The 24094-nt window shown below is 63.8% G+C and carries 24 protein-coding genes and 1 pseudogene; 9 read left to right on the top strand and 16 right to left on the bottom strand.

Annotated elements, in window-relative coordinates:
- Both M2267_RS16615 and M2267_RS16610 read left to right on the top strand, forming a co-directional pair.
- The gene (locus tag M2267_RS16615) at positions 1-1242 is read left to right on the top strand and encodes an ABC transporter permease (protein WP_429115563.1); all 1242 of its coding nucleotides are present in this window, start codon (positions 1-3) and stop codon (positions 1240-1242) included.
- Positions 1239-1961, top strand: a complete 723-nt coding sequence (locus M2267_RS16610) for an ABC transporter ATP-binding protein (RefSeq protein ID WP_429115562.1) — start codon at positions 1239-1241, stop codon at positions 1959-1961. The genes M2267_RS16615 and M2267_RS16610 overlap by 4 nt, the downstream gene beginning before the upstream one ends.
- A 10-nt stretch (positions 1962-1971) precedes the next feature.
- Here the strand turns inward: M2267_RS16610 and M2267_RS16605 are convergent, their stop codons facing one another.
- The 4 genes from M2267_RS16605 to M2267_RS16590 form a co-directional block, all read right to left on the bottom strand.
- A complete protein-coding gene (locus tag M2267_RS16605) occupies positions 1972-4020 on the bottom strand; it encodes a calcium-binding protein (RefSeq protein ID WP_429115560.1) in 2049 nt (682 codons plus the stop codon).
- 379 nt (positions 4021-4399) lie between these two features.
- On the bottom strand, positions 4400-4795 hold the full coding sequence (locus M2267_RS16600; RefSeq protein WP_429115558.1) for a cupin domain-containing protein: 396 nt from the start codon (positions 4793-4795) through the stop codon (positions 4400-4402).
- Between the two features lie 199 nt (positions 4796-4994).
- A complete protein-coding gene (locus M2267_RS16595) occupies positions 4995-5399 on the bottom strand; it encodes a DUF1236 domain-containing protein (RefSeq protein WP_192450101.1) in 405 nt (134 codons plus the stop codon).
- Between the two features lie 606 nt (positions 5400-6005).
- Complete coding sequence (locus M2267_RS16590; RefSeq protein WP_034798488.1) at positions 6006-6191, bottom strand: hypothetical protein; 186 nt, start codon at positions 6189-6191, stop codon at positions 6006-6008.
- A 328-nt stretch (positions 6192-6519) separates the two neighbouring features.
- Between M2267_RS16590 and minC the strand changes: the two genes are divergently transcribed.
- From minC to minE, 3 genes are all read left to right on the top strand, one after another.
- Entirely contained in the window at positions 6520-7284 is a 765-nt protein-coding gene (minC, locus tag M2267_RS16585; RefSeq protein WP_205236063.1) for a septum site-determining protein MinC, read from the top strand.
- A 115-nt stretch (positions 7285-7399) separates the two neighbouring features.
- Positions 7400-8215, top strand: a complete 816-nt coding sequence (minD, locus tag M2267_RS16580; RefSeq protein ID WP_192450099.1) for a septum site-determining protein MinD — start codon at positions 7400-7402, stop codon at positions 8213-8215.
- The gene (gene minE / locus M2267_RS16575) at positions 8212-8472 is read left to right on the top strand and encodes a cell division topological specificity factor MinE (protein ID WP_034798387.1); all 261 of its coding nucleotides are present in this window, start codon (positions 8212-8214) and stop codon (positions 8470-8472) included. Before minD ends, minE begins: the two co-directional genes overlap by 4 nt.
- A 99-nt stretch (positions 8473-8571) precedes the next feature.
- Here minE and M2267_RS16570 read toward each other — a convergent pair whose 3' ends face one another.
- From M2267_RS16570 to M2267_RS16525, 10 genes are all read right to left on the bottom strand, one after another.
- The gene (locus M2267_RS16570) at positions 8572-9423 is read right to left on the bottom strand and encodes a cupin domain-containing protein (RefSeq protein ID WP_429115555.1); all 852 of its coding nucleotides are present in this window, start codon (positions 9421-9423) and stop codon (positions 8572-8574) included.
- A gap of 70 nt (positions 9424-9493) precedes the next feature.
- Complete coding sequence (locus tag M2267_RS16565) at positions 9494-10060, bottom strand: TetR/AcrR family transcriptional regulator (protein WP_043618747.1); 567 nt, start codon at positions 10058-10060, stop codon at positions 9494-9496.
- A gap of 34 nt (positions 10061-10094) precedes the next feature.
- Positions 10095-11180 carry a Gfo/Idh/MocA family protein gene (locus M2267_RS16560; RefSeq protein WP_429115552.1) on the bottom strand — a complete coding sequence of 362 codons (1086 nt, stop codon included), beginning with the start codon at positions 11178-11180 and terminating at the stop codon, positions 10095-10097.
- Between the two features lie 34 nt (positions 11181-11214).
- Complete coding sequence (locus M2267_RS16555; protein WP_429115550.1) at positions 11215-12054, bottom strand: carbohydrate ABC transporter permease; 840 nt, start codon at positions 12052-12054, stop codon at positions 11215-11217.
- A gap of 1 nt (position 12055) precedes the next feature.
- Complete coding sequence (locus M2267_RS16550; RefSeq protein WP_090296665.1) at positions 12056-12961, bottom strand: carbohydrate ABC transporter permease; 906 nt, start codon at positions 12959-12961, stop codon at positions 12056-12058.
- A gap of 7 nt (positions 12962-12968) precedes the next feature.
- The gene (locus M2267_RS16545; RefSeq protein WP_429115548.1) at positions 12969-14042 is read right to left on the bottom strand and encodes an ABC transporter ATP-binding protein; all 1074 of its coding nucleotides are present in this window, start codon (positions 14040-14042) and stop codon (positions 12969-12971) included.
- Positions 14039-14965, bottom strand: a complete 927-nt coding sequence (locus M2267_RS16540; protein ID WP_429115547.1) for an ROK family protein — start codon at positions 14963-14965, stop codon at positions 14039-14041. Before M2267_RS16540 ends, M2267_RS16545 begins: the two co-directional genes overlap by 4 nt.
- Complete coding sequence (locus M2267_RS16535; protein ID WP_429115545.1) at positions 14965-15762, bottom strand: 6-phosphogluconolactonase; 798 nt, start codon at positions 15760-15762, stop codon at positions 14965-14967. The genes M2267_RS16540 and M2267_RS16535 overlap by 1 nt, the downstream gene beginning before the upstream one ends.
- Entirely contained in the window at positions 15759-16634 is an 876-nt protein-coding gene (locus M2267_RS16530) for a sugar phosphate isomerase/epimerase family protein (protein ID WP_429115543.1), read from the bottom strand. Before M2267_RS16530 ends, M2267_RS16535 begins: the two co-directional genes overlap by 4 nt.
- A gap of 66 nt (positions 16635-16700) precedes the next feature.
- On the bottom strand, positions 16701-17960 hold the full coding sequence (locus M2267_RS16525; RefSeq protein ID WP_429115907.1) for an ABC transporter substrate-binding protein: 1260 nt from the start codon (positions 17958-17960) through the stop codon (positions 16701-16703).
- Positions 17961-18242: 282 nt separating this feature from the next.
- Between M2267_RS16525 and M2267_RS16520 the strand changes: the two genes are divergently transcribed.
- Positions 18243-18482, top strand: a complete 240-nt coding sequence (locus tag M2267_RS16520; RefSeq protein ID WP_429115542.1) for a MurR/RpiR family transcriptional regulator — start codon at positions 18243-18245, stop codon at positions 18480-18482.
- A 5-nt stretch (positions 18483-18487) separates the two neighbouring features.
- Here M2267_RS16520 and M2267_RS16515 read toward each other — a convergent pair whose 3' ends face one another.
- Complete coding sequence (locus tag M2267_RS16515) at positions 18488-19579, bottom strand: citrate synthase/methylcitrate synthase (RefSeq protein ID WP_429115905.1); 1092 nt, start codon at positions 19577-19579, stop codon at positions 18488-18490.
- Between the two features lie 75 nt (positions 19580-19654).
- On the opposite strand from M2267_RS16515, the gene M2267_RS16510 reads away from it, so the two are divergent.
- From M2267_RS16510 to M2267_RS16500, 3 genes and pseudogenes are all read left to right on the top strand, one after another.
- A complete protein-coding gene (locus M2267_RS16510; RefSeq protein WP_429115540.1) occupies positions 19655-20785 on the top strand; it encodes a citrate synthase in 1131 nt (376 codons plus the stop codon).
- A 327-nt stretch (positions 20786-21112) separates the two neighbouring features.
- Positions 21113-21559 carry a hypothetical protein gene (locus M2267_RS16505; protein WP_429115539.1) on the top strand — a complete coding sequence of 149 codons (447 nt, stop codon included), beginning with the start codon at positions 21113-21115 and terminating at the stop codon, positions 21557-21559.
- A 194-nt stretch (positions 21560-21753) separates the two neighbouring features.
- A pseudogene (locus M2267_RS16500) lies at positions 21754-22932 on the top strand (Do family serine endopeptidase); the annotation flags it as partial.
- A gap of 81 nt (positions 22933-23013) precedes the next feature.
- On the opposite strand, the gene M2267_RS16495 reads toward M2267_RS16500, so the two are convergent.
- Positions 23014-24093, bottom strand: coding sequence for a helix-turn-helix domain-containing protein (locus tag M2267_RS16495; protein WP_429115537.1), 1080 nt, complete (start codon positions 24091-24093; stop codon positions 23014-23016).
- Position 24094: the final 1 nt, after the last annotated feature.

Raw genomic sequence — 24094 nt, 5'->3', positions numbered from 1 at the left:
ATGCGCCTCATCCTCGACATCGCACTGACGCACATATCCGGCCGGGGCCGGCAGACGATCGTTGCGATGCTGGGCGTGGCGGTCGGTGTCGGCTTCTCCATCGCCATGGCAGCGTTGATGCAGGGCGGACAAGACGACTTCGTCCGCCAGCTCGTCGACACCATGCCGCATGTGCAGGTGACCGACGAGCAGCGCACGGCGCGCCGCCAGCCGGCGGAAGACCTTTTCGATGCCGCCGCCATTTCCGGCCTCAGGCCACGGGACGACCGCCGCGGCATCATCAACCCGACGGCAGCCCTCTCCTGGCTAGACGGCTGGGTTCCCGGCCGCTTTGCCGCCACCCTCAAGACGCAGGGCGTGCTTCGCTATTCCGGCCAGGAGGTGGGCGCCGCCGTCATCGGCATCGATCCGCAGGCGGAGCCGCGGGTCTCGCCGATCATCGGCGACTTCAAGGCGGGCAGTTTCGCAGCCCTTGCCGCCGGCGGCAACAATGTGGTGATCGGCGATACCATGGCCGCCCGGCTCGGCGCCAAGCTCGGCGACACGATCACCGCCGTCTCTTCGGAAGGGCTCGGCCGCCGCTTCAAGATCGTCGGCCTCTTCCACACCGGAACGACTGCCCGCGACGAGGGCGAGGCTTATGTGCTGCAGAAAAACGCGCAGATCCTCTCGGCCCGACCGAACGCGATCAACGTGATCAACATCAAGCTCGACGATCCGAACGCCGCCCCGGCGGTCGCGCGGCGCATCGAGGCGGAACTCGGCTACAAGGCCGTCGCCTGGCAGGAAGCCAACGAGTCGATCCTCGAGGCGCTCGTGGTGCGCAACGTCATCATGTACACGGTGGTCGCCGCGATCATGCTGGTCGCCGGCTTCGGCATCTTCAACATCATCTCGACGATCACGCACGAAAAAGCGCGCGACATCGCCATCATGAAGTCGCTCGGCTTCACCGAGGCCGACATGCGCATCCTCTTCGTGCTGGAAGGCGTGGCCATCGCTACAGCCGGCACGCTTCTCGGCTGGGCGTTCGGTTTCGCAATGATCTACGGCCTTTCGCTCGTCCGTTTCGAACTCGCGGCCACTGGCCAGGAAATGACCCGGCTGCCGATCGCCTGGAGCATGCTGCACTATCTGATCGCCGCCGCCTTCGCACTTGGATCGGCAGCGGTCGCCGGCTACCTGCCGGCACGGCGCGCCGCCCGCGCCAATCCCGTCGACATCATCCGGGGCGCAACATGAGCACGCTGATCGAAACCAAGGATCTGACGCGGATCCTGAGGGAGACCGTACCGGTCACGCTGGTGAAGGACATCACCTTGAGCATCGGCGAGCGGGAATTCGTCGCCGTCACCGGCCCCTCCGGTTCCGGCAAATCGTCGCTTCTCTATCTGCTCGGCCTGCTCGACCGGCCGACGGGCGGCACACTCTCGATCCGCGGTCGCGATACGGCGCAGATGGACGAGGACGAACGGGCCGCCAAGCGGCTTGGCAATATCGGCTTCGTCTTCCAGTTTCACTTCCTGCTGCCGGAATTTACCGCCCGCGAGAACGTCGAGATCCCGATGCGCAAGCTCGGCCACCTTGGCCGGAGCGAGATGCGTGAGAAGGCAGGCGATCTGCTTGCCGCACTCGGGCTTGCCGATCACCTGGACAAGCGGCCCGACCAGCTTTCGGGCGGCCAGCGCCAACGCGTCGCGGTCGCCCGTGCGCTTGCCAACGATCCGCCGCTGATCCTCGCCGACGAACCGACCGGCAGCCTCGACAGCAAGAGCTCTGAGCAGGTCTTCGGGATCCTGGAAACGCTGGTGCGCGACGAGGGCAAGACCGTGGTCGCGGTCACCCATGACCTGGACATGGCCGCGCGCATGGACCGGCGCCTTCACCTCATCGATGGGCGCCTGACCACGGAGGCCAACGATGCCGCACCGAAAGACGAAGGCGCGGCTCCGGAGGTCTGACAACGCGGCCTCAGCCGAAGACGAGATCGCTCTCCGAGAGCACCGAGAGCGAGACATCCTCGATCAGAATGCCTTCGGTCTCAGAGCCATTGAAGGAGACGAAGACGCCATCGGCCGTATCGCGCGCCGCGGCCAGGAAATCGGCATAGCTGTGAATACCCGTCGTGTCCTGGGCCTCGTCGGAAAAAGCGATGCGGTCACCCTGCCGACCATCGAAATCGAGAATGCGGTCGAGGCCCGCCTCGCCGGAGGTTTCCGACGACCAGGAAAAGGTGTCGGCGCCGCGACCACCCGTCAGCACATCGCTGCCGTTGCCGCCGCTCAACAGATCGTTCTCGGAGCCGCCATCGAGGAAATCCGCCCCGTCGCCACCGAAAAGTTGGTCGTTTTCCGACGCCCCGCTCAGCCTGTCGTCGCCGCCGCGCCCGTCGAGGATATCGTTGCCGCTCGAAGAATAGAAGGTGTCGTTGTCGTCACCGCCGCGCAGCACATCGTCGTAGCCCCCGCTCGAGACGTTGAAATATTCGATACCGGTGAAGGTCAGGCCGGTATGGGTGACACCCCGTGCCGCGTCGAAGTCCATCGCCTCCGGCAGGCCGCCATAGTTGAGGTTCAGGAGATCCCGGCCCTCGCCGCCATCGACCTCGCCGAGGTAGCGGGCATTGATCGTATCGTTGCCCGCGCCGCCACGCAGGATCGACGCGACGCCGAGGCTGCCGCTGCCGGGAAAGGTGTCCTGCAGCCAGTCGTCTCCGGCCCCGCCGTCGAGCACGTCGCTGCCGCCGGTATTGGCAAGCGTGTCCCCCCCGTCGCCGCCATAGGCCACGTCGTCGCCGGCACCGGTGACGATCGTGTCGTTTCCGGCACCCCCGTGAATGTAATCGTTGCCGTCTTCGCCATAAAGCGCATCCGCCCCGGCGCCGCCTTCGAGATGATCGTTTCCAGCGCCGGCTTCGACCACGAGATAGGTCAGATCGCCGGCAATGACCCGGTCGTTGCCGCTGCCGAGCATGAGGCTCGCCTCCTCGATGCCGCTAATGACCGTGCCAGTCGAGGCGCGTCCGGCGGAAAAGTCGATCGTCAGGTCGCTCGTGCGTTGTGTTTCCTTGATCCATAGCCAGTCCTGGCCCGCTCCGCCGTCGATCTCTGCCGAATAGAGCGTCGAGGTGATCTGGTCGCGGCCGTCACCGCCAAACAGACGATTGGCGCCGAGCCCATCGATGATCGTATCGTCGCCGGCACCCGCATCGACGAAGTCGTTGCCGCCGCCAGTCTGGATGACATCGGAAAGGGTACTCCCGAGGATCCGGTCGTTGCCGCTTCCCGTCGTCACTTCGATCTTTTCGATGCCGTCATAGGTGACGAAGATGTGCCGCTCGCCCGCTGTCTGGGAACCGATGATGCCGTGGCCGTTTTCCAGGTTGAAGACGACGGGGGATTTCGCGGCGACGAGATCGATGGCCAACGTATCGGTGCCGCTGCCGCCGGAAACGGTGCTGCCGGTACCGATGAGAACGAAGCGGTCGTTGCCCGCGCCGCCATCGAGACGGTCGTGACCGCCGCTGTTGGTGATGAGATCGTTTCCGCCACCGGCGTAGACGACATCGTTGCCGGCGCCGGTCGAGATGTTGTCGCCCGAGGCCGTACCGGTGATCCTGTCATCGCCACTGCCGGCAAGCACCCGCAGCCACTCGATATCGTGGAAGAAGACGTGACGCCCGGCGACCGCGGGATCGCCGACATAACCGTGGCCGGCCGCGCCGTTGAACACCATCTTCTCGGAGGTCTGCGAGAAATCGACCACGAGACCGTCATAGCCGGCCCCTCCGGTGACCGCGCCACCCGTCCCGTTGAGCACGATCTGGTCGTCGTCGGCGCCGCCGTCGAGGCGATCGTAGCCACTCGAGCTGATCAGGGTATCACGCCCGCCGCCGCCGCTGACGAAATCATCCCCAGCGCCTCCATCGATCGTGTCGGCGCCGAACAGCCCCCAGATTCGGTCGCTTTCCCCGGTCCCCTTCAAAACGTCGTTCCCATAGGAACCTACGATCCTCGCCATGCGATCACTCCCCTTCAAACGATTTTCGAAAATACTTTGCTTTATGAATGTTAATTTGCCGCCTGGGACTGTATGTATATAAATACGCAAAGCAATACCGAAATAAATACTTGAAATAACGACAATATAATTCGAGATTTATATTAGATATTTCGCGCGTATATTTTCATCGCCGTCGCGTTGCCGGACAACCGCCGTGGCCTTGCCGCGAGTCCCGGGCGCGAGAAACGCGCCCGAGCTTTCGGAAAAGGCAGAACTCAAGCCACGAACCGCGAGAGCCACTTGTTTGCGGAAGCGACGAATTTTGTCAGCGCTTAAGAGGAGTGATGGCGCAGCGCGCCCACTGGGAGGTGGCGGCCTGACGCGGTTGCGGCCTACGCTATCCCCGCATCGATGCGCTTGCCCAGCGCCTCGTCGCTTGCGCGGCACCGTCGAAGCTCGCCTCGAAGGCTGCGGATGCGAGCACGGCGCGAATGTGGAGCGTTTCGTCGCCGACATTGGCAAAGCCGTGCCGACGTCGTTTCGGCACGATCAGCGATTGATGGGCGGTGAGAAGGAAGCGTTCGTCGTCGATCCACATTTCCGCCTGCCCCGCGACCACCGTCAGCACCTCTTCGACAGGATGGCTATGGGTGGGCGCGCCGGCGCCGGGGGCGATCCATTGTTCGAACAGGCACAGTCCGGAAGCGCCATTGAGCGCGGAGATCAGCATGCGGGTCTCGACACCCGGGCGCCACGTCTCGATCGGCCAGTTCTCGTGCGCGATAGCTCCCATGACGTGCTTCCCCGTCGATGAAATCCAAGCTGCAGAGTATCAGTTCTTGCCAATCGACACGACCGATCGGTCATTCTCAGTCGCCCGTATGGCGCTCAAGGCGCTTGATGCCTCGCCTTACCAACAGCTGGGCAGAAGGAAGGGGCGGCGCGGAGCGCCGCCCCTTCTTCAGAGACTAGGGTGTGAAAGCCGCCTACGATCAGTTGATGACCTGGACGACCGTCCTCGACTGCGGCTCGACGATCACGCGGTGCTCATTGACGACCGCATAGGCGTATCGCGGATTGTCCGGTACGGGCGTCAGAACGACGGCCTGCGGGATCGGTTTGCCGATCACCACCTGTTCCTGAACCACCACCGAAGGCGGCGCGGGCTGCTGTTCGACATAGGTGATGACTTCCGGCGGCGGCGGCGTCAGCGCTCCACCGAGCGCGCCACCGACCACGGCGCCTACGCCGGCACCGATCGGCCCACCGACAACGGCACCCGCCGTCGCGCCGCCAACGATACCGGCGGCCGTGCCAGCCTTCTGGTTGGCATCCTCAGCAAATGCGGATCCTGCCACCAAAGAAACAACAGCCGCGGCGATTACAAGCTTCTTCATGATCTCATCCTTTCGTTCAATCACGACATCAACGAAAGGAATAATAAATTGTTCCGAATTCACGCCGTTTTCGGCGCATCACGCTTGATAACTTTCGTTAACAATCAAACCATTATCGGCTTAAAAGTCAGTAAACCGCGCAACATATCGAAAAATTCCGATTCTATACTATAAATAATGATGATTCATTTCCAACCGGATAAGAATACACTTCGGGCGCTCAAGGCAACACATTTGCCCTGCCAGGCTTTCTGCCCACGCCGACCCATCAGTCCCGAGGCAACCGGCCAAGAAGCAGTTTGTTCCCTTCCCTGTTGCCGCAGCGTACGCATTTCAATGCCGGGCCGATGGAATTGAGAGAGACGCCCCATCCGCGCCTGCTTGCAACAAGGCGGCGATCGATCCGCCCCTGGTGCCGGCAGTTCCCGCATTTCGCCACGAGCACATACCATTCCGGCAAGAGTTCCAGGGTCGCCCCGTAATCGGCGGCGTCTTCGCGCGGCATCAGGTCGATGCTTCGACGATGCCTCATGTTCATTCCTCTCGAAGCCTCGGGTCGCTTCGTACGTCATCCAGCCAAGGGGCCTGAAGCGGTCGGCGCGTTCGTCAGCGGGCGGAACCGTCGAGCCGAAGCGAAAGCTGGACACCGCCACGCTTCAGCCGTGGCAATGGCGGCGCCATGTCGATGCGACCGAAGGTGCGCTTGCGCCATTCGGCCTCGCGTTCCCGCTTCTTGCGGGCGGCCGCAACGGCGGCCATGGCGCGTTCGATCACTTCTTCCGTGTGGGTCATGGTCTCCATCCGATTCATGGGAACCTCCGTTTTGTTCTTGTTATGTTCTTATTTTAGCGTTCCAATGTCAACTCCCCTTAGGGGGCCGGACGAATCGCTCTTGCCTCGTCGACGCTTTCTGCGTCTCCCCGCGCCGGGCGCCGGGTCTGATCGGCCGAAACCAGGGCGACGATGGGCAAAAGAGCAGCTTTTTCCGCCACCCGATTTTCCTTGTTTTCCAGCGTTCGGCGACCGGTCCTCAAGGCCGCCTCATTAACCTTCGCATTGCCGAATTAACCATTTGTTAACCATTTGATCGATACACCGAAGCAACGGAAAATTTACCAAGATGAACGATGTGTTAACCGAATCCCGGCCGATCCGCCTCAAGGGGCGATCCTTCCTTGCGCTAGCGCTGACCCCCGAGCTTCCGCTCGAGGATTGGCTCACCCGCCTCGACCATCTCGCCTCCCGCTCCGCCGGTTTCTTCCTGCGGCGCCCGGTGGTCCTCGACGTCGATGGCCTTGATATCGACCGGTCGCAACTGCGCGAACTCGTCGACCAGCTCGGCAAGCGCAATGTGCGCATCATGGGCATCGAAGGTGCGCGCCAGTCTCTGCTCGGCGCCGACCTTCCGCCCGCGATGACCGACGGTCGCCCGGCGGCGGACTACGAAGCCAAGATGGCGGAACAGGCCGAAAAGACCGAGGCGCCGGAAGCGGAAGCCGAAGCCGAAGCAGGCGCGGAAACGGTGATCACGGCAGAGCCGGTTGCCGCCAAGGCGACACCGTCGATCGTGGTCACCCAGCCGGTACGCTCGGGCCAGTCGCTGTTCTTCCCCGAAGGCGACGTGACGATCATCGGCTCGGTCGCCTCGGGCGCCGAAGTCGTCGCCGGCGGCTCGATCCACATTTACGGCGCGCTGCGCGGCCGGGCGATGGCCGGCACCACGGGCAATGCCTCGGCGCGGATCTTCTGCCGCAAGCTCGAAGCGGAACTGATTGCGATCGACGGCTTCTACAAGACGGCCGACGACATGGAGCAGAACCTGCGCGGCAAGGCCGTGCAGATCTGGCTCGACGGCGAAGAGCTGAAGGCGGGAACGCTCGGTTAGGCCGAGGCAAGGAAGGGTGTGGATGCTGGCCATCCGCATCTGGTGATTCAGGTCGATCCGGCCGGGGTCACGAGGACGTAGGCGAAGGCGAATTCACAGATACTTGGAGAGACGAATGGGCAAGGTAGTCGTAGTTACATCGGGCAAGGGCGGCGTCGGCAAGACGACGTCCAGCGCCGCACTGGGCGCCGCACTCGCTCAGAACGGCGAGAAAGTCGTCGTCGTGGACTTTGACGTCGGTCTGCGCAATCTCGACCTCGTCATGGGCGCGGAACGCCGCGTCGTCTATGACCTGGTCAACGTGATCCAAGGCGAGGCCAAGCTGTCGCAGGCGCTGATCCGCGACAAGCGCCTGGAAACGCTCTATCTGCTGCCGGCCTCCCAGACCCGCGACAAGGACAACCTGACGCCGGAAGGTGTCGAGAAGGTCATCGCCGCCCTTCAGAGCGCCTTCGACTGGGTCATCTGCGACAGCCCCGCCGGCATCGAGCGCGGCGCGACGCTGGCCATGCGTCATGCCGACATCGCGATCGTCGTCACCAACCCGGAAGTCTCGTCGGTGCGCGATTCCGATCGCATCATCGGCCTGCTCGATTCCAAGACCCTCAAGGCCGAGAACGGCGAGCGCATGGAAAAGCACCTGCTGCTCACCCGCTACGACCCGATCCGCGCCGAGCGCGGCGACATGCTGAAGGTCGACGACGTCTTGGAAATCCTGTCGATCCCGCTGATGGGCATCATCCCGGAAAGCGCCGACGTGCTGCGCGCCTCCAACGTCGGTTCGCCCGTTACGCTCGCGGACAACCGTTGCGCGCCGGCACTTGCGTACTTCGACGCTGCGCGCCGGCTCAAGGGCGAAGCCCTGCCGATCACCATCCCCGGCGAGAAGCGCAGCTTCCTCGGCAAGATTTTCGGAAGGAAAGCGGCATGAACCTTTTCCGTTTCTTCTCCCGCACCCAGTCAGCGCCGGCCGCCCGCGAACGGCTGCAGGTGCTGCTCGCCCATGAGCGCGCATCAGCCGGCGATAGCGATCTCGTCACCAAACTGCGCGACGAGATCCTCCAGGCGATCTCCAAGCACATGCAGATCGACGACGACAAGGTCCGCGTGACGATGGAGCGCGGCCCCCAGGTCTCGACGCTCGCCGTCGACATCGAGATCCCCTTCGACGCGAAGAAGGCGGCCTAAGGGCCGCCAACTTATTTGGGAAGCAACGTTCCTCTCGGACGACTTCCTGTTTTCAGATACGGCAGTGTCCAGCGGGTACTGCCGTATTTTTGTTTGAGATCAGTACTCCGGCGCGACACCGAAGACGAACTCCACCTTGTCGCCCGTCATGTTGAAATACTGGTGATCGAAACCCGCCGGAATATAGAAGCCGTCGCGCGGGTTGAGTTCGAACCAGACCTGGCCTTCGGCATCCGGCACATGGATGTTCAAGGTACCCGACACCACGTAGAGGCATTCGTCACCCTTGTGGCGCTCCATACCGGTGCGTTTTCCCGAAAGCAGCGTCGTCTTGCCGACGGTCAGCTGATCGGTCGCGCAGTAGAGGCCGGTATAGGCGCCGTGCGTCTGTCGATCGAGGCTCAGGAGCAGATCGGCATCGCGCATCGGATGGATTGTCCTGGCCTTGCGCTGCACTTCGGCCTCCATCGGCCAGCGACCGATGAATTCGCTCTGGCCATAACGCGATTGCTCGATCTCGATATAGGGCTTGGTACGCGCATAGGGACCTGACGTACCCTTGGCCGGCGGCGGCGCGAAGAATTCCAGCACGCGGACCTGCTCGTTGCCGAGATTGAAGCCGTGATGCCAGGTGTCCTTGCGGAAGAACAGCGCCTCGCCTTCCTTTGCGATGCAGAATTCACCCGTCTCGGGATTGGCGAGACCGAGCGTGCCGGAGAGCACGTAGAGAACCTCGTCCGCCCCGAAGATCGTGCGGAAGGCTTCCGTGTGCTTGAAGCAGCCGCCGGGCTGCATGCCGAAGACGATCTGGTGGATGCTGTCCGTCGAGGCATAGATCCAGTCGTCGACGAGACCGGCATTTTCCTCGCCCCACAGATGCCGCGTGACGCCGGCATAGGGGATGTGGCTGGGACGATCGAAAACGGGACGGGGAGACGGCTTGTATCCCATCGGAAAACTCCTTGGTTCTGGGCGCTGAAAGCGAGCGCCGATGCGGGGGAATGTCAGCGCGCGACGCGCGCTATTTCGGCGGTGCTTGCGCGTGCGTCCGCTCCAAAAGCCGGGCGGTGACCGCACGCTTCATCTCGGGGTCGAGGTGCATGACGTTGAAGACCTCCGCCAGCCACATGCCCTCGACCGCCAGTCGCGTGATCGTCGCCTCGACCGGATCGAGGCCGTCGTTTTCGACGGATGCCTGGCAGCGGATATTCTGCTGGCGCACGATCTCCAGAAGGTCGGGGAAGTTCGACAAGGCGGCAGTGATGCTGGCACCCAGGCGGTCGTACTGATCCCCGGTGCTGGTGGCCTCGCCGAGCGTGGCGCGCACATAGGCGCGGGTGTAGCGGCCATGCGGGTCCTCGTCCTCGGTTTCGAGGCCGGAGAGACCGGTCTCGAAACGGTAGACGAAACGTTCGACCATCGCCCGCACCAGCGCGTCTTTGCTGGCGAAGTGGTAGAGGATGCCGCCCTTGCTGAGGCCGGTCTGCTCTGCCACTTCGTCGAAGGTGAGGGACGACACGCCCTTGCCGACGACGATCGCTTCGGCGGCGGTGAGGATGCGGTCACGTGCGGTTTCGCGTTTTGCCATGTCGATACAACTCAAGTGTGTGAAACGTGTCCTGCTATAGCCCCGAACTCTCGCGCAGGCGACCGACGATCTCGGCCATCAGCGCCAGATCCTGACGCGAATCCGAGAGTGTCGTCTTCGGCTTGGTGCCGTTGACGAGGTGGTCGTGGAAGGCGCGCAGTTCCAGGGCGAACGGATCGGTGTAATCAGGGCCGAAGGTGCGCGTTTCGGTCTCGGTATCGGTGCTGTCGATCACTTCGAGCGCGGTCGGCAGGTTGCGGATATAGGGCGTGTCGTAGCTGACGCGCAGCTGGCGGCGATCGGACAGCACCTCGATGCGGGCATCGAAACGGGCGACGTTGTCGATCATCGCCTCGTAGATCGCGGTGAAGTGACCGTAGTCGAACAGCGCGACAATGGATTCGCCGTTGCATTTGTGATGGGCGGCGATCACCCGCTTCGGCAGGCCGATCAGTTCGCGCATCGCCGAGAGGCTGTGCGAAGAAAGCCCGGTCAGCACCTGATAGGCACGCATCAGGTCGGCGGGCGCATCCTCGCCGACTACCTGTTTCAGAAGCGCTGTCGTCTGGGCGCGGGATTCCGCCAGGAACGCGGCGTCGAGGTCCGTTGGATAGAAGATGTTGCGGGTCTGTCGAATGAAGAACGGGCCCTCGCAGATGATGTCGCGGACGCGGACGTAACGCACGTCGCTCGCAGCCGGCATCATCGCCTTGGCGCGCAGGAAGCTCGGCGAATAGCGGCGCATATAGGCAACGAAGAGCAGCCGGTCGGTGGCGTCCGCCAGCGGCGCCACCGCGTCGATTTCGCCGAGCGTCAGGCAGGCAGGCTTTTCCAAGAAGACGTGCTTCTTCGCCTTCAGCGCCATCTCCAGATAGAAGCTGTGCGTCTGGTCCGGGGTCAGGATAAAGACGGCATCGATGTCAGGTGCAGAGACGAGCGCTTCCGCCGTCTCATATTTCTTTGCGCCCGGATAACGGGCCGAGCAATAGGCCGTCAGGCTCGGCGAGACGTCATAGACGCCGGCGATTTCGAACAGATGGCGATGATCGGCCAGGATCGGTAGATGCATGAGCTGGCTGACTTCGCCAAGCCCGATCAAACCAACACGAACGACACGCATGTGAGTACCCTTTCCGCCTCGAATGGAGGCCATTTCAACCCTTGACCGCACCGGCCGTCAGGCCGGAGACGATGTGTTTCTGGAATATCAGCGCGAGAATGATCAGCGGCACCGTGACGATGGTCGAGGCGGCCATGATCGCCCCATAGGGGAACTCGTAGCGGCTCGACCCGGAGATCAAAGCGATCGCCACCGGCACGGTGCGGTTCTCGTCGGTGAGGATGAAGGTCAGCGCGAACATGAACTCGTTCCAGGACGCGATGAAGGCGAGAAGCCCCGTCGAGATCAGCGCCGGTCCCATCATCGGCAGGAAGATGCAGCGCACGATGCGCAGCGGCGAGCAGCCGTCCATGATCGCCGCCTCCTCGATCTGCTTCGGCAGGTCACGCATGAAGGTCGTCAGCACCCAGATATTGAAGGGCAGCGTGAAGATCATATAGGCGAAGATCAGCGAACCGATGGTGTTGTAGAGCCCGAGCCAGCGGATCATCTCGAAGAGCCCGGAAAGCAGCGCGATCTGCGGGAACATCGATACCGCCAGCACCAGCAGCATGATCGGCGAGCGGCCGCGGAAATCGATACGGCCGAGCGCATAGGCCGCGCCGACAGCCAGCAGCAGCGACAGCGCCACGACCGAGAAGGCGACGATCAGCGAGTTCGACAACGAACGCAGGAACACGCCGTCGGAGAGGATCGCCGCGTAGTTGTTGAACTTCAGGTCGGGCAAGAAGGTGACGTCGAAGATCGCCTGGCCCGATTTCATCGACGAGGCGATCATCCAATAGAACGGAAACAGCGTGTAGAGCGCGACGATGCCGAAGAGGGAGTAGATCGCGATCTTATGCAGGCGTTTGCCGGTGTTGCTCCTGACCATGTCAAACTCCCATGAGGCGGCGATTGAGACGGAAGACGGTGACGTAGATGGCGGTCACCAGCGCGATCATCAGAAAGACGGCGGTGCTGGCGGCCGAGCCGACACCCATGTCCTGGAAATTGACGAGCACTTCTCGGGCATAGATCGAGACCGTTTTGGTGTCGTCACTGTTGGAGGAGAGCACGTAGCTCAGGTCGAACATGCGCAGCGCGTCCAGCAGGCGGAAGAGCACGGCGACGGCGATGCTCGGGGCAAGCAGCGGCAGCGTCAGCGAGGTGAACTGCTTCCATGCCGGCACGCCATCGATCGAGGCGGCCTCATAGATGCCGCGCGGCAGCATCGACAGTCCCGCAAGGATCAGGAGCACCATGAAGGGCGTGGTGATCCAGACGTCGACCGCGATGATCACGGGCATCACCAGCGCCGAATTGGCAGTCCAGGCGACACCACTTTCAATCACGCCGGCAAGCTTCAGCACGTGGTTCACGATGCCGAACTGGTCATGCAGCATCCATTGCCACATGCGGGCGCTGACGACGACCGGGATCGACCAGGGAATGAGGATGATCGCCCGCATCATGCCGCGCCCGGCGATATGCGAATTGAGAAGCAGCGCGATCGTGAGACCCAGAACGGTCTCGATCGACACGGAAATGACCGTGAAATAGAGCGTGTTGCGGACCGACTGCCACCAGAGCGGATCCTCAAACAGCGCATAGTAGTTGTCGAAGCCGACATAGCTGTAGAAGTCCGGCTCGGTGAGCAGGGCGTCGGTAAAGGAAAAGAGGAAGGTGCGGCCGAGCGGCCAGAGCGCCACGCCGGTGAGGACAAGCAGGCTTGGCGCGAGAAACAGCCAGGCGGTACGAACGCGCGCCTGCCGCAGTCCTGTTGATCGTGAACCCGCCATCATGGCCTCACGCTCCCTTGGCCGTAAGCGCCATGTCGTCGGCACCGAAAATATGCGCCTTCGACGTCAGCCAGCCGACGGTGATGTCGGCGTTCGGCCTGAGATCGGGTTTGCCCTGTGCCTTGACGACCAGCGACTGGCCGTTGCCAAGGCGCGCGTGGACGAGCGCCTCGCCACCGAGCGGCTCCACAAGTTGCACGGTTGCAGGTAGGCGGACGTCGCCGCCGCCGAGGATCAAGTCTTCCGGCCGGATGCCGACGCTGACTTCGCCTTCATAGCCGAGATGCCCAAGTCCATGGCGGGCGTCGAGCACCTCGAGGCGGCTTCCGCCCGCGTCATTGGCGAGCGTCCCGCTGAGAAAATTCATGCGCGGGGCGCCGATGAAGCTGGCGACGAACTTGTTGGCCGGGCGCTCGTAAAGCTCCATCGGCGTGCCGACCTGCGAGATACGGCCGTCCTTCAAGACGACGATACGATCCGCCAGCGTCATCGCTTCCAGCTGGTCGTGGGTGACATAGACGGTGGTGGCTTTGAGCTCGCGGTGAATGCGGGCGATCTCAACCCGCATCTCCATGCGCAGATCGGCATCGAGATTGGAGAGCGGCTCGTCGAACAGGAACAGCTTCTGCGAGCGGACGAGCGCACGGCCGATGGCGACGCGCTGTTGCTGGCCGCCGGAAAGCTGGGCCGGGCGGCGCGCGAGCAGATGTTCGATCTTGAGGAACCGGGCAACCTTCGCCACGCGCTCCTTGATTTCGCCGCCGGCGAGCCGCGCGGTTTCCAGCGCGAAACCGAGATTGCGCTCGACACTCATATGCGGATAGAGCGCGTAGGACTGGAACACCATGGCGATGCCACGGCGCGCCGGCGCCGTCTCGTTCATGCGCGCGCCGCCGATCTGCAACTCGCCGTCCGAGATTTCCTCGAGCCCGGCGATCATGCGCAGCAGCGTCGACTTCCCGCATCCGGAGGGACCGACGAAGACGACGAACTCGCCTTCTGCGACCGAAAGGTTGACCTTGTCGATCACGGTCAGCGCACCGAAACGCTTGACGACATTGGTAAGGGCAATTCCACTCATTGGCGCACCGTCTGGTTGGCAGTCCTGTTTGCAAGCGCGGCCACGCCGATGGCGCAGGCCGCATCACCGAGAAGGCTTGGAACGATCGGCATGTCGCGCGCGCCATCGGCCCAGATGAACGGCCGCGTCAGCGCGGCGAGCCGCGCATTGACCGACGGGTCGCCACCGATGCCGCCGCCGAGGATGAGCACGGCGGGATCGAGCGTGTTGACAAGCTGGCCGAGATAGGAAGCGAGCGACAGAAGACCGTCGGCCACCATCTGTGCCGCCCGCGGATCGTCCGCTTCGGCCTCAAAGAGTTGCAGCGCGCTTGCGTCCGGTCGGCCGCTCAACCGGCCGTAACGCTCTCCGAGCGCCTTGCCGCTCGCAAAAAGCTCGAGGTTGTGGCGAACCGCCTGGTCCTGCCCTTCGCCCGAGAAGGCAACGAGATCGCTGCCGGAGAAATGGATCGCAAAGCCACGGGCACCCGCATAGGGCGTGCCGCCGATCACCAGCGAGTGCGAAAGCCCGGTGGAAATGGTCACGTAGACGAAGGGATCGATACCGCGACCGGCGCCAATCCACCCCTCGGCGAAGGCGGCGGCACGCACGTCGCTATCGATATGCAGCGGCCCGAAACCGCCGAGACGGCCGTGATAATCGAGGCCGCGCCAGTCGAAGTTCCAGGCGGAAGCGGGTTCGCCCGCGCCGGTCACCAGTTCCGGCAGGCAGACGCCGAGACCTGTCGTCTCGACACCAAGCGCTTCGCCTTCGTGGCGAATGGTCTCGGCAAGCGAGGCCACCAGGTCCAGCACGGCGGCACCGCCCTCCTGGCAGCGGGTCGGCTCGGTGCGCTCGGCGATCACGGCGCCGTCGGCCAGACGCACAAGGCAGGCCTTGGTCTTCGTTCCCCCGACATCGATGCCGATGGCATGCTTGCTCATCACCGCGCTCCCCATTCGCCGGCGGCGTCCGCATCGGCGTAGAGTTCAGCACCCCGGCATTCGACGGCGATGGTCGCCGGCCAGCTCGGGTCGTAAGCGCGTGCGCTCGTCAGGCGATAGAAGGCGTGACGCTTGCCCTCGCCCCAGACGATCATCGCGACGGCCTTCGACTGTTCGGCGATCGAGCCGATGCCGATCGTAACCCCATGCGAGGGTACGTCGTCGATGCCTGAGAAATCCGGGAAGGTCGCGAGATTGTCGCGCCGCGTCTGCTCGGCAAGGGTGACGATGCGGGTGCGGCTGTCGCGGGCAGAGCCCGGCGGGTTGAAGGCGATGTGTCCATCGCCGGCACCCGAGGCGAGCAGGAAAAGATCGATGCCTCCAGCGGCAGCGATGCGCTCATCGTAGCCGCCAGGTGCCGCAATATCCGGCATCCAGAAGTTTTCGGACGGAATGCGGAAGTTTTCCGGCAGCGCCGCATTGATGCGGCCGACGATCTCACGTTCCCCGAAGCCGCAGCAGGAGTAATGCGCCTCAGCCGGCGGCGGGGCGAAACCGTCCCCTGCTGCGGGACGGAGATACTCGTCCATCATGACGATGATCAGCCGCGCGCAATCGACGGGGTCGCCAGCAAGACGGCGTCCGAGCGCCTCATAGACCGGCAACGGACTGCGGCCGCCGGGGCAACCGAGAACGTAGTTGCGGCCTGCAGCACTCGCTTCCCGGATACCGGCAATGATCCGGTCCGCAAGACGCTCGCCGATGGCCGCCGGCGTATCGTGGATCTCGACCTTCATGCGCCGGCCCCGTTCGTAAGGAGCTTCGAGACGAAGTCAAAGTTGCGTCGGGCGATCGTTTCCGGCGTATCGGGATGGTTCAGCGCCAGATCCTGCTCGACCACCAGCGGACCGTCGTAACCGGTCTCCCGCAGCGCTGACACGAAGGCGGCGATATCGACGACGCCACGGTCGAGATCGGTCATGATGCCCTCTTCAAAGGCACGATCCGAATGGATGCCTTCGGAAAGCACGCGCTCGCGGAAGGCGCCGTCGACGTTCTTCAGATGCACCGAGTTGATGCGTTCGCGGTGGCGCCGATAAAACGCGATCGGATCGGCCTTCCAATAGGCGTGATGGCCGGTATCGAGGCAGAGCCCGACGAGATCGGGATCGGTGTCGGCAAGCAGCCGCTCGATCTGGTCCTCACGCTCGACGCAGGTGCCGACATGCGGGTGGAAGCTGAACTGCAGGCCGTGGCTGCGGGCGATCGCCGCCGCCCGGTCCGTCTGGTCGATCATCGCGCGCCAGCCGGCCTCGTCGACAACGCCCATGCGGTCTTTCGGGTAGAATTCTGACTCGTCCATCAGGATGAAATGCGTGCCACCGATTTCAGAAAGCAGCTTGCAGATCGCCTGCGCCTTTTCCTCAAGCACCGGCCAGGTGGATGCATCGGCAAGCGTGTGCACATGGGCGGCCGCGACGACCTTTAGGTCGCGGCTTGCCAGCTCGGACGAAAGCACGTTGGCGTCCGTGGAGAAGTAGCCATAGGGGCCGAGCTCGGTGTGCCGGTAGCCGGCCGCACGGATGCGGTCGAGATAATCCGTCCAGCCGAGATCATTCCCCTGGGGCCAATAGATGCCCCAGCAGCACGGTGCGATCGCAATATTCACGTTGGTTTCCTCAGATCCTGTGGTGGCGAGGTCCGTCATGCCGGACCCCGTATCGTCGAGGCGGGCTTACCAGCCCCGCGCCTTCAGCCGCTCCAGATCGCTGCTGACCTTGGCGAGTGCATCTGCAGCGCTTTCCTTGCCGCTCAGCACATTGTGCACGCCGTTGAAGATCCGCTGCGACACCCGGTTGTAGGAAGCGCCGGTCACCTGCGATGGCCGCGAGGCGCTTTCGGCATAGGCCTTTTCGGCAAAGGCCAGCGACGGATTGGCGGCGAGGATGTCCTTGTCCTCGTAAAGCGCCTTCAAGGTCGGGCTATAGGCCTGAAGCGCGCGGCGCTTCTGTTCTTTCGCGCCGGTGAGGTAACGCACCAGGCTGACAGCCGCATCGACATCGTCGGCATATTTGGAAACGCCGAGCAGGCCCGCGCCGTAGCAGCCGCTCGATTTCTGGCCCTCCGCCCCGACCGGCAGCGCCATGACGCCGATCTTGCCGCGCAGCGAGGAGTCTTCAGCCTGGGTCGTGCCCCAGACATAGCTCCAGTTGCGGTGGAAGACGGAATTGCCGGCCTCAAAGACGCCGCGCGAGCCTTCCTCGTCATAGTTCAGCACGCCCTCGGGGCTGATGTTGCCGATCCAGGAACGGGCGAGATCGAGCGCCTTGACGGCCTCGGGATTGTTCGCGGTGATCGTGCCATCAGGCGAGATGAAATTGCCGCCGCCGAAGGAAGCGACCCATTCGAGCGCGTCGCAAGTGAGCCCCTCATAGGCACGGCCCTGCCAGACATAGCCCCACATGTCGGGGCTGCCGCCGGCGCGTTCCTTGTCCTGGACGAACTTCGCCGTTTCGGTCAGTTCCTGCCAGGTCTTCGGCTCGCCCTTACCGTACTTCTCGAGCAGATCCTTGCGGTAGAACATCAGGCCGGCATCGACGAACCAGGGCATGGCCAGAAGCTTGCCGCCAATGGTGGCATCGGCGAGCGAGGATTCGAAATGGGCGGAGATTTCATCGGCCGGAACCTTCTCGCGCAGGTCGACCAGGTGCGGCGCCAGCGTTCCGACCCAGATGTTGTCGAGCGTCAGGACGTCGACGTCACCGGACTTGCCGGCGAGCAGCTGCTGGTAGAGCGGCAGCGCCTCGCCCCAGTTGGCGGGCATCTTGTTGATCTTGACGGTGTTGCCGGTTTCCTTGGCCCAGGCCTCGGAGGCCGACTGGCAAAGCTCGAGTTCGGCACCGGCCGAGCTGCAGAAAATCGAGACTTCGGCCGCAGCCGCCGGCATGGCGGCAAAAGCGACGCCGGCCATGGCGGCCGCCTTGAAGCACTTCATCCAACGCATTCTCGTCTCCTCCCCAGAAAACGTGTTGTTGCGATCAGCGATGATTGAGTTACTATACCGTCCGGACGGTACAGTAAAGTGAAAAATCATGAAGGCGAGCAGCAGGTGGGGAAATAGCCCTCACCCGGCTGCTTTCGAGGGGATGCGCCTGCGCAGGCGTGTTGAGGAGGATTGTGAATGGAGAGCACCAGCGTGCCGATAGGCCATGGACATGCGGACGCCGAAACGAACGCGGCGCAAAGGCGCCCCGGCGACATGAGGGAATTGAAGGGGATGTTTGCGTCCCGAGCGCTCAGACTTCCGCGCCAGCTCGAACAGATCGCCCTGTTCGCGCTGGCGAAGCCCGACCTCGTCGCCTTCGGCAGCGCCCGGTCGATCGCGCTCGCCTGCGCCGTCTCGCCGACGACGGTCGCCCGTTTTGCGACCGTCCTTGGTTTCGATGACTTCCGCGATCTGAAGGCGTTCTTTCAACAGCACCTGCGAAATGCGCGGATGGTCTCGGCCTCAACGTAGAACACTCACGCGGCTTGCTTCGGCAGCGGCCCGACATAGAGCGAACGCGGCCGGATAAGGCGGCCTTCCAGCGCCTGCTCGCGGGCATGGGCGATCCAGCCGACCGTGCGGCCGATCGCGAACACGCCGGTGAAGACGTCGCGCGGGAAACTGAGCGCATCGAGCAGCAGCGCCGTATAGAACTCGACGTTGACGTCGAGCGGGCGATCGGGCTTGCGCGCCTTCAGGATGGCGAGCGCCGATTGTTCGACCGCTTCTGCCAGTTGAATGCGATCGCGGTTCGCCGGAGGCGCGACGATCAGTCGTTTCAGCGCGCCCTTCAGCGCATCGGCGCGGGGATCGCGAACGCGGTAGACGCGGTGGCCGAAGCCCATCAGCCGTTCGCCGTGGTCGAGCGTCTCAGAAAGCCAGGCCGCCGCATTCTCGGGCGTTCCGATCGCATCCAGCATGTCGAGCACCGGCCCGGGTGCACCGCCATGGAGCGGCCCCTTGAGAGCGCCGATGGCGGCAAGCACCGACGAGGTGAGACCGGCCTTGGTGGAGGCGACCACGCGCGAGGCGAAGGTCGAGGCGTTGAGGCCGTGGTCCGAGATCGTCACCAGATAGGCGTCGAGCGCCGCCACGTCTTGGCCGCTCGGCACCTTGGCGCCGAGCATGGCGAGGATGTCGGCGGCGTGCGACAGCGCCGGCGTCGGCGCGACCGGGGCCTCGCCCCTCTTCATGCGCAGCGCCGCCGTCAGGAAGACGGCCGGCGCGGCGAGCAGACGTAAGGCCGAGTCGAGATCCTCCCCATCCGGGAGCCGGGCGATGAGCGCGCGCATGATGTCGACCGGCGGCAGTTCCAGCAGCGCGTCGTCGATGGCGCCGACATGGGCGAACACGTCGGCCCGCTTTTCACCCAGGCGCTTGGCGAGTTCGGTCCGGTCCGGCATCGGCCCCAGCAACCCCTCGAACAACAGCGCCACGACATCCTCGTAGCTCGCCTGGCCGGCCAGGTGATCGAGCGAGACGCCGCGGATGATCAATTGACCCGCCTCGCCGTCAACATGGGAGAGCTGCGTTTCGGCGGCAACGACGTCTTCAAGTCCGTTCTTCATCATCAAGTTTCTCCTTTACGAGGAGAATGATCCGACCTAGAGCTATTGACGTCAATCTTGATGCAATTGATCAATATGAACACACTCTGGATCACCGCCGAAGAGGCACTCCTAAGGCTCGGCAGCAAGCGGCAGACGCTCTATGCCAATGTCAGCCGCGGCCGCATTCGCGCCAAGCCCGACCCTGCCGATCCGCGCCGCAGCCTCTACCAGGCCGACGACGTGCACCGGCTGGCCGAGCGCCACGCCGGCAGAAGACAGGCATCGGTCGTCGCGGCCGAGACGATCCGCTGGGGCGAACCGGTGTTGCCGACGACGATCTCCAGCATTGCCGGCGGACAGCTCTCCTATCGCGGCCGCAACGCGATCGAACTTGCCGCCACGGCAACCCTGGAGGAGATTGCCGCGCTGCTCTGGCAGACACCGGCGGCGGTTGACATTCCAGCGAACGATCCCGGCAGCGGCCAATCGCGGCTTGCAACGACCTTTACGCTTCTTGCCGGGCGCATCGAAGCCGACCTGCCGGCGCTCGGACGCAGGCACGCCATCCTGAAGGCCGAGGCCGCCGAGGTACTTGCGACCGTTGCCGCCGGCCTCGCGCCGTCGCGGAAAAACGGGCTGCTACACGACCGCCTGGCGCAGGGCTGGGGGCGGCCGGAAGCGGCGGAACCGATCCGCCGATGCCTGGTGCTGACGGCGGAACACGAACTCAACGTCTCTGCCTTTGCGGCGCGGGTCACCGCGTCCTCCGGTGCAGCACTTTCTGCCGCCACGCTTTCGGGTCTTGCCACCCTCACCGGCCCCAGGCACGGCGGCGCCTGGCTCAGTGTCACGCGACTTGCCGAACAGGCGGCCGTGGGTGGGGTGCGCGAGGCGATCCGTACCATGCTGTCTTCGGATGGCGTGGTCCGGGCTTTCGGCCACAGGCTCTATCCGGACGGCGACCCGCGCGCGAAGGCGATCATGTCGAGCTTCGACGTGCCGCCGCTTTATGCCGCGCTGGCCGAAGCAGGCGAAGAACTGCTCGGAGAACCGGCCAATCTCGACTTCTCACTGGCCGCACTCGCGGCCGCCTATGCGCTGCCCGACGACGCGCCGATGGTGATATTCGCCCTCGCACGCACCGTCGGCTGGCTCGCACACGCGATGGAACAGGTCGTCAGCGGCGATCTGATCCGGCCGCGCGCCCATTATGCGGGATCATAACTCCTTCTTCGCGCTCGCGACCCCAAGGCTCGGTTGACTAGAAAAGGTGCAGACTGACTGCCGCAAAAGGGCCACAATACACGCTACCGGAAAATATTATCCGTCAGACGGGAGCAAAATGGCCTTCATTAAATAATGTTAATGAAGCGGCTTCCCGGAGATGTTTACCGAAATATTACGCGTTATTAACATGACGGCGGCACATGGAAGTAATACCTTCATTTCGAGGCTGAATATTGCCGGCGACCGCTTCGGCCGTGACGCGACAATAGGAGACAGCCTCGAATGGAAGCGCACAGCGCTTCCTTCAATTCAGGAGATGCAGTCATGCGCTCGCCCTTCAAGACCACCACCATCGCAACCGTCGCCCTCGTCCTTCTGAGCGGCGCCGCCTTTGCCGCCGATCATCACGATTTCGGCCGCGACAACGAAAAGGGTGCCTATACCGGCGATTACTATCAGGGCATTTTCACCCAGGACGACATGTCCACCCCGGCCATGCCGGTCTACCGGACGCCGACCCACATGGCGTCGACGCGGCTCGATCATGTCCTGCATGAACTCCGGGTCGACAATCATCGCATCAATGTCGATCGCGAACAGGGCAAGCTGACGGCAGCAAACTACAGCAAGCTTGAACGCGAGGACGGCGCCGTGCGCGCCGAAGCGATCAAGACCGCCGCCGCCCATCACGGCATGCTGCCGGACAAGTCCTATGCCCGGCTTCAGGGTGACGTTCATCACCTCAACCGTGACATCGCCCGCATGGCTTGACCGACACGTTGAGGCTCACCCGGTCTTCGGGTGAGCCGTAGCCGATGGCGCCGGGCCCTTTCCAGGGTCCGGTCCTTCGGGACCAAGACGCCCCTTAATCCGAAGCCGGCCGACGCCGCGCCGCAGACCCGACCTGCCTCGGGCTGCGCCCGACCACGTTCGTCCGGCAAACAGGCAGCGAAAGGAACAGGATCATGTCAAACATTCTCACGAGGTATAGAGCTGCCGCCCTCCTCGGCGCAGCCGTCATCATTGCGCCCCTGTCCGTGGCAGCTTTCTCAGGCCATGACGTGGCCGCCGCCGCGGCCGGCCCGGCCGTTGCAGTCCCGGCCGCATCTGGCGGATCCTTCGCGCCGATCGTATCGGCCGACAAGCCCGCAGTCGTCACGGTCACGACCGTGATCAAGGCCGACAACACCGGTGCGGGCGAACCTTCGCAACAGGGCGGAAACTCGCCCTTCGACGAACAGTTCCGCCAATTCTTCCACGACCAGGGCATCCCGATGCCGGACCAGGCGCCCGAGCAGCGCCAGCCGCAACGGGCCGAAGCGCTCGGCTCCGGTTTCATCGTGACCGCGGACGGCTACGTCGTCACCAACAACCATGTCATCGACAAGGCGTCGAGCATCATGGTGACGCTCGACGACGGCACGCAGATACCCGCCAAGCTTGTCGGCGCCGACCCGAAGAACGACCTGGCGGTGCTGAAAATCGCGGCGCCGAAGCCGCTGGCAACGGTTGCCTGGGGCGATTCCGACACCTTGCGGGTCGGCGACCAGGTGCTGGCGATCGGCAACCCGTTCGGCATCGGCACGACGGTCACGTCGGGGATCGTCTCGGCACGCGGTCGCGACCTGCACAGCGGCCCCTATGACGATTTCATTCAGATCGACGCCCCGATCAACCACGGCAATTCCGGCGGACCGCTGGTCGACGCAAAGGGCCAGGTGGTCGGCATCAACACGGCGATCTATTCGCCGAACGGCGGTAGCGTCGGCGTCGGCTTCGCCATCCCGTCGGACCAGGCGCAGAAGGTCGTCACTGAGTTGATGAAGGATGGTTCGATCCAGCACGGCTTTATCGGCGTGCAGATACAGCCGGTCACGGCTGATATCGCCGACGCCATCGGCCTTGCCCAGCCCGAGGGCGCACTCGTTGCCGGCGTCAACGGCGGAACGCCTGCCGCCAAGGCCGGCATCAAGGCCGGCGACGTCATCACCGCGCTCGGCGGCAACCCGGTGAAGTCGCCCCGAGACCTGTCACGCATGGTCGCCGACCTCTCGCCCGGCACCTCGAAGAACGTAAGTGTATGGCGGACCGGCAAGACGAAGGACGTTCCGATCACGATCGGCGACAATGCCGCAGATCAGCAGTAACGGTCGTAAGCGCGTCACCGTACGCCTTGCGTCCCTCAAGCCCGGCTGCATCGCGGCCGGGCATCGCCATGGCAGCAGTCAGGCGGCAAGCGAACCGGCCCGGTTCTGCTCGCGCCAGGCGACGGGGCTCAAGGCGGTGACGCGGCGGAATTCGCGGTTGAAATTCGATTTCGTCTGAAAACCGGATTCAAGCATGGCCGCAGTCACCGACATATCGGTCTCGCGCAACAGCCGGCAGGCCTCTGCAATCCTAATCTCGTTGATGTATTGCGAGACGTTCTTGCCCGCCAGCCGGTTGACGGCGGCCGATATCTGCCGGGCGGGCAGGCCCGCGCGGCGCGCCAATCGCGACAGGGTGAGGTTTTCGTCGCGGGCCAGTTTCTGGCCGACGAGCAGGCGCTCGATCCTGTCGAGGATTTCGCGATCCTGCGGCGTTGCAACCGGATCCTCTTCGGCGACCGCGCCGGCGGCCGGAAGCGCGCGCGCACGGTCCGCGACCACGGCTGTCAGCCCGATGAAGAGCAGGCCCAGCAAGTTCGCGTTGCTGACGATAAGGCCGATATTTGCGCCCTTCGTCCATTCGAAATCCAGAAGGATCGCCAGATCGAAGAGCGCCGACAGGCAGAGCGAGAACGCGGCAATGAGCAGGGCGCGGTGCGCCGCGGTGGCGCCTTCGAAACGCGCTTCGTCCAGTGCATCCGTGCCGACGCGCGCCAGGTTCAGGAGCGCCAGCGCATATCCGACATATTCGACGATCAAGGCGAAATCGATGTAGCGCGGCGCAAACAGCACGAGCACGAGCATGCCGATCGTCGGCGCCGCGTGGACCCACCCGGCCGCAGCAACGCTGCGCTCGTCTTTGCGGATCAGGCTGTGGAAACTCGCAAGCACCAGCGGCGGCACGCCGCTCGCCAGCACCGGCAGCGCGAATTTCAACGCCGCGAGGTCATAGCCCCAACGCAGCCCGACGATCACAGACTGGAGCGCGCACAGCGTCAACAGGGCATAGAACGGCCGGTTCCGCCGCGCCGGCTCGTCGCCATGCAGCACGAAGGCAAGCAGGACGAGAAGCAGCAAGGCGACGACGAACGGGAGCGGCAGGAAGATCAAGACATGTCCTTCAAAGGAAAGGCTGGCAGACGAAAGGCGGGCAAGCATT

It is taken from the genome of Ensifer sp. KUDG1 (genome assembly GCF_050434285.1).
GTDB lineage: Bacteria > Pseudomonadota > Alphaproteobacteria > Rhizobiales > Rhizobiaceae > Ensifer.
Note: the sequence above shows the minus strand (reverse complement) of the source record. Positions and strands in the feature narration are given on the sequence as shown.

Coding starts and splice junctions, on each gene's coding strand:
- M2267_RS16525 (WP_429115907.1), bottom strand. CDS start 17,960: ATGAAGTGCTTCAAGGCGGCCGCCATGGCCGGCGTCGCTTTTGCCGCC.
- M2267_RS16555 (WP_429115550.1), bottom strand. CDS start 12,054: ATGGTCAGGAGCAACACCGGCAAACGCCTGCATAAGATCGCGATCTAC.
- M2267_RS16605 (WP_429115560.1), bottom strand. CDS start 4,020: ATGGCGAGGATCGTAGGTTCCTATGGGAACGACGTTTTGAAGGGGACC.
- M2267_RS16545 (WP_429115548.1), bottom strand. CDS start 14,042: ATGAGTGGAATTGCCCTTACCAATGTCGTCAAGCGTTTCGGTGCGCTG.
- M2267_RS16495 (WP_429115537.1), bottom strand. CDS start 24,093: ATGCTTGCCCGCCTTTCGTCTGCCAGCCTTTCCTTTGAAGGACATGTC.
- M2267_RS16510 (WP_429115540.1), top strand. CDS start 19,655: ATGAACACACTCTGGATCACCGCCGAAGAGGCACTCCTAAGGCTCGGC.
- minD (WP_192450099.1), top strand. CDS start 7,400: ATGGGCAAGGTAGTCGTAGTTACATCGGGCAAGGGCGGCGTCGGCAAG.
- minE (WP_034798387.1), top strand. CDS start 8,212: ATGAACCTTTTCCGTTTCTTCTCCCGCACCCAGTCAGCGCCGGCCGCC.
- M2267_RS16540 (WP_429115547.1), bottom strand. CDS start 14,965: ATGAGCAAGCATGCCATCGGCATCGATGTCGGGGGAACGAAGACCAAG.
- M2267_RS16535 (WP_429115545.1), bottom strand. CDS start 15,762: ATGAAGGTCGAGATCCACGATACGCCGGCGGCCATCGGCGAGCGTCTT.
- M2267_RS16560 (WP_429115552.1), bottom strand. CDS start 11,180: ATGCGTGTCGTTCGTGTTGGTTTGATCGGGCTTGGCGAAGTCAGCCAG.
- M2267_RS16565 (WP_043618747.1), bottom strand. CDS start 10,060: ATGGCAAAACGCGAAACCGCACGTGACCGCATCCTCACCGCCGCCGAA.
- M2267_RS16615 (WP_429115563.1), top strand. CDS start 1: ATGCGCCTCATCCTCGACATCGCACTGACGCACATATCCGGCCGGGGC.
- M2267_RS16595 (WP_192450101.1), bottom strand. CDS start 5,399: ATGAAGAAGCTTGTAATCGCCGCGGCTGTTGTTTCTTTGGTGGCAGGA.
- M2267_RS16610 (WP_429115562.1), top strand. CDS start 1,239: ATGAGCACGCTGATCGAAACCAAGGATCTGACGCGGATCCTGAGGGAG.
- M2267_RS16515 (WP_429115905.1), bottom strand. CDS start 19,579: ATGAAGAACGGACTTGAAGACGTCGTTGCCGCCGAAACGCAGCTCTCC.
- M2267_RS16520 (WP_429115542.1), top strand. CDS start 18,243: ATGTTTGCGTCCCGAGCGCTCAGACTTCCGCGCCAGCTCGAACAGATC.
- M2267_RS16570 (WP_429115555.1), bottom strand. CDS start 9,423: ATGGGATACAAGCCGTCTCCCCGTCCCGTTTTCGATCGTCCCAGCCAC.
- M2267_RS16505 (WP_429115539.1), top strand. CDS start 21,113: ATGCGCTCGCCCTTCAAGACCACCACCATCGCAACCGTCGCCCTCGTC.
- minC (WP_205236063.1), top strand. CDS start 6,520: ATGAACGATGTGTTAACCGAATCCCGGCCGATCCGCCTCAAGGGGCGA.
- M2267_RS16590 (WP_034798488.1), bottom strand. CDS start 6,191: ATGACCCACACGGAAGAAGTGATCGAACGCGCCATGGCCGCCGTTGCG.
- M2267_RS16600 (WP_429115558.1), bottom strand. CDS start 4,795: ATGGGAGCTATCGCGCACGAGAACTGGCCGATCGAGACGTGGCGCCCG.
- M2267_RS16550 (WP_090296665.1), bottom strand. CDS start 12,961: ATGGCGGGTTCACGATCAACAGGACTGCGGCAGGCGCGCGTTCGTACC.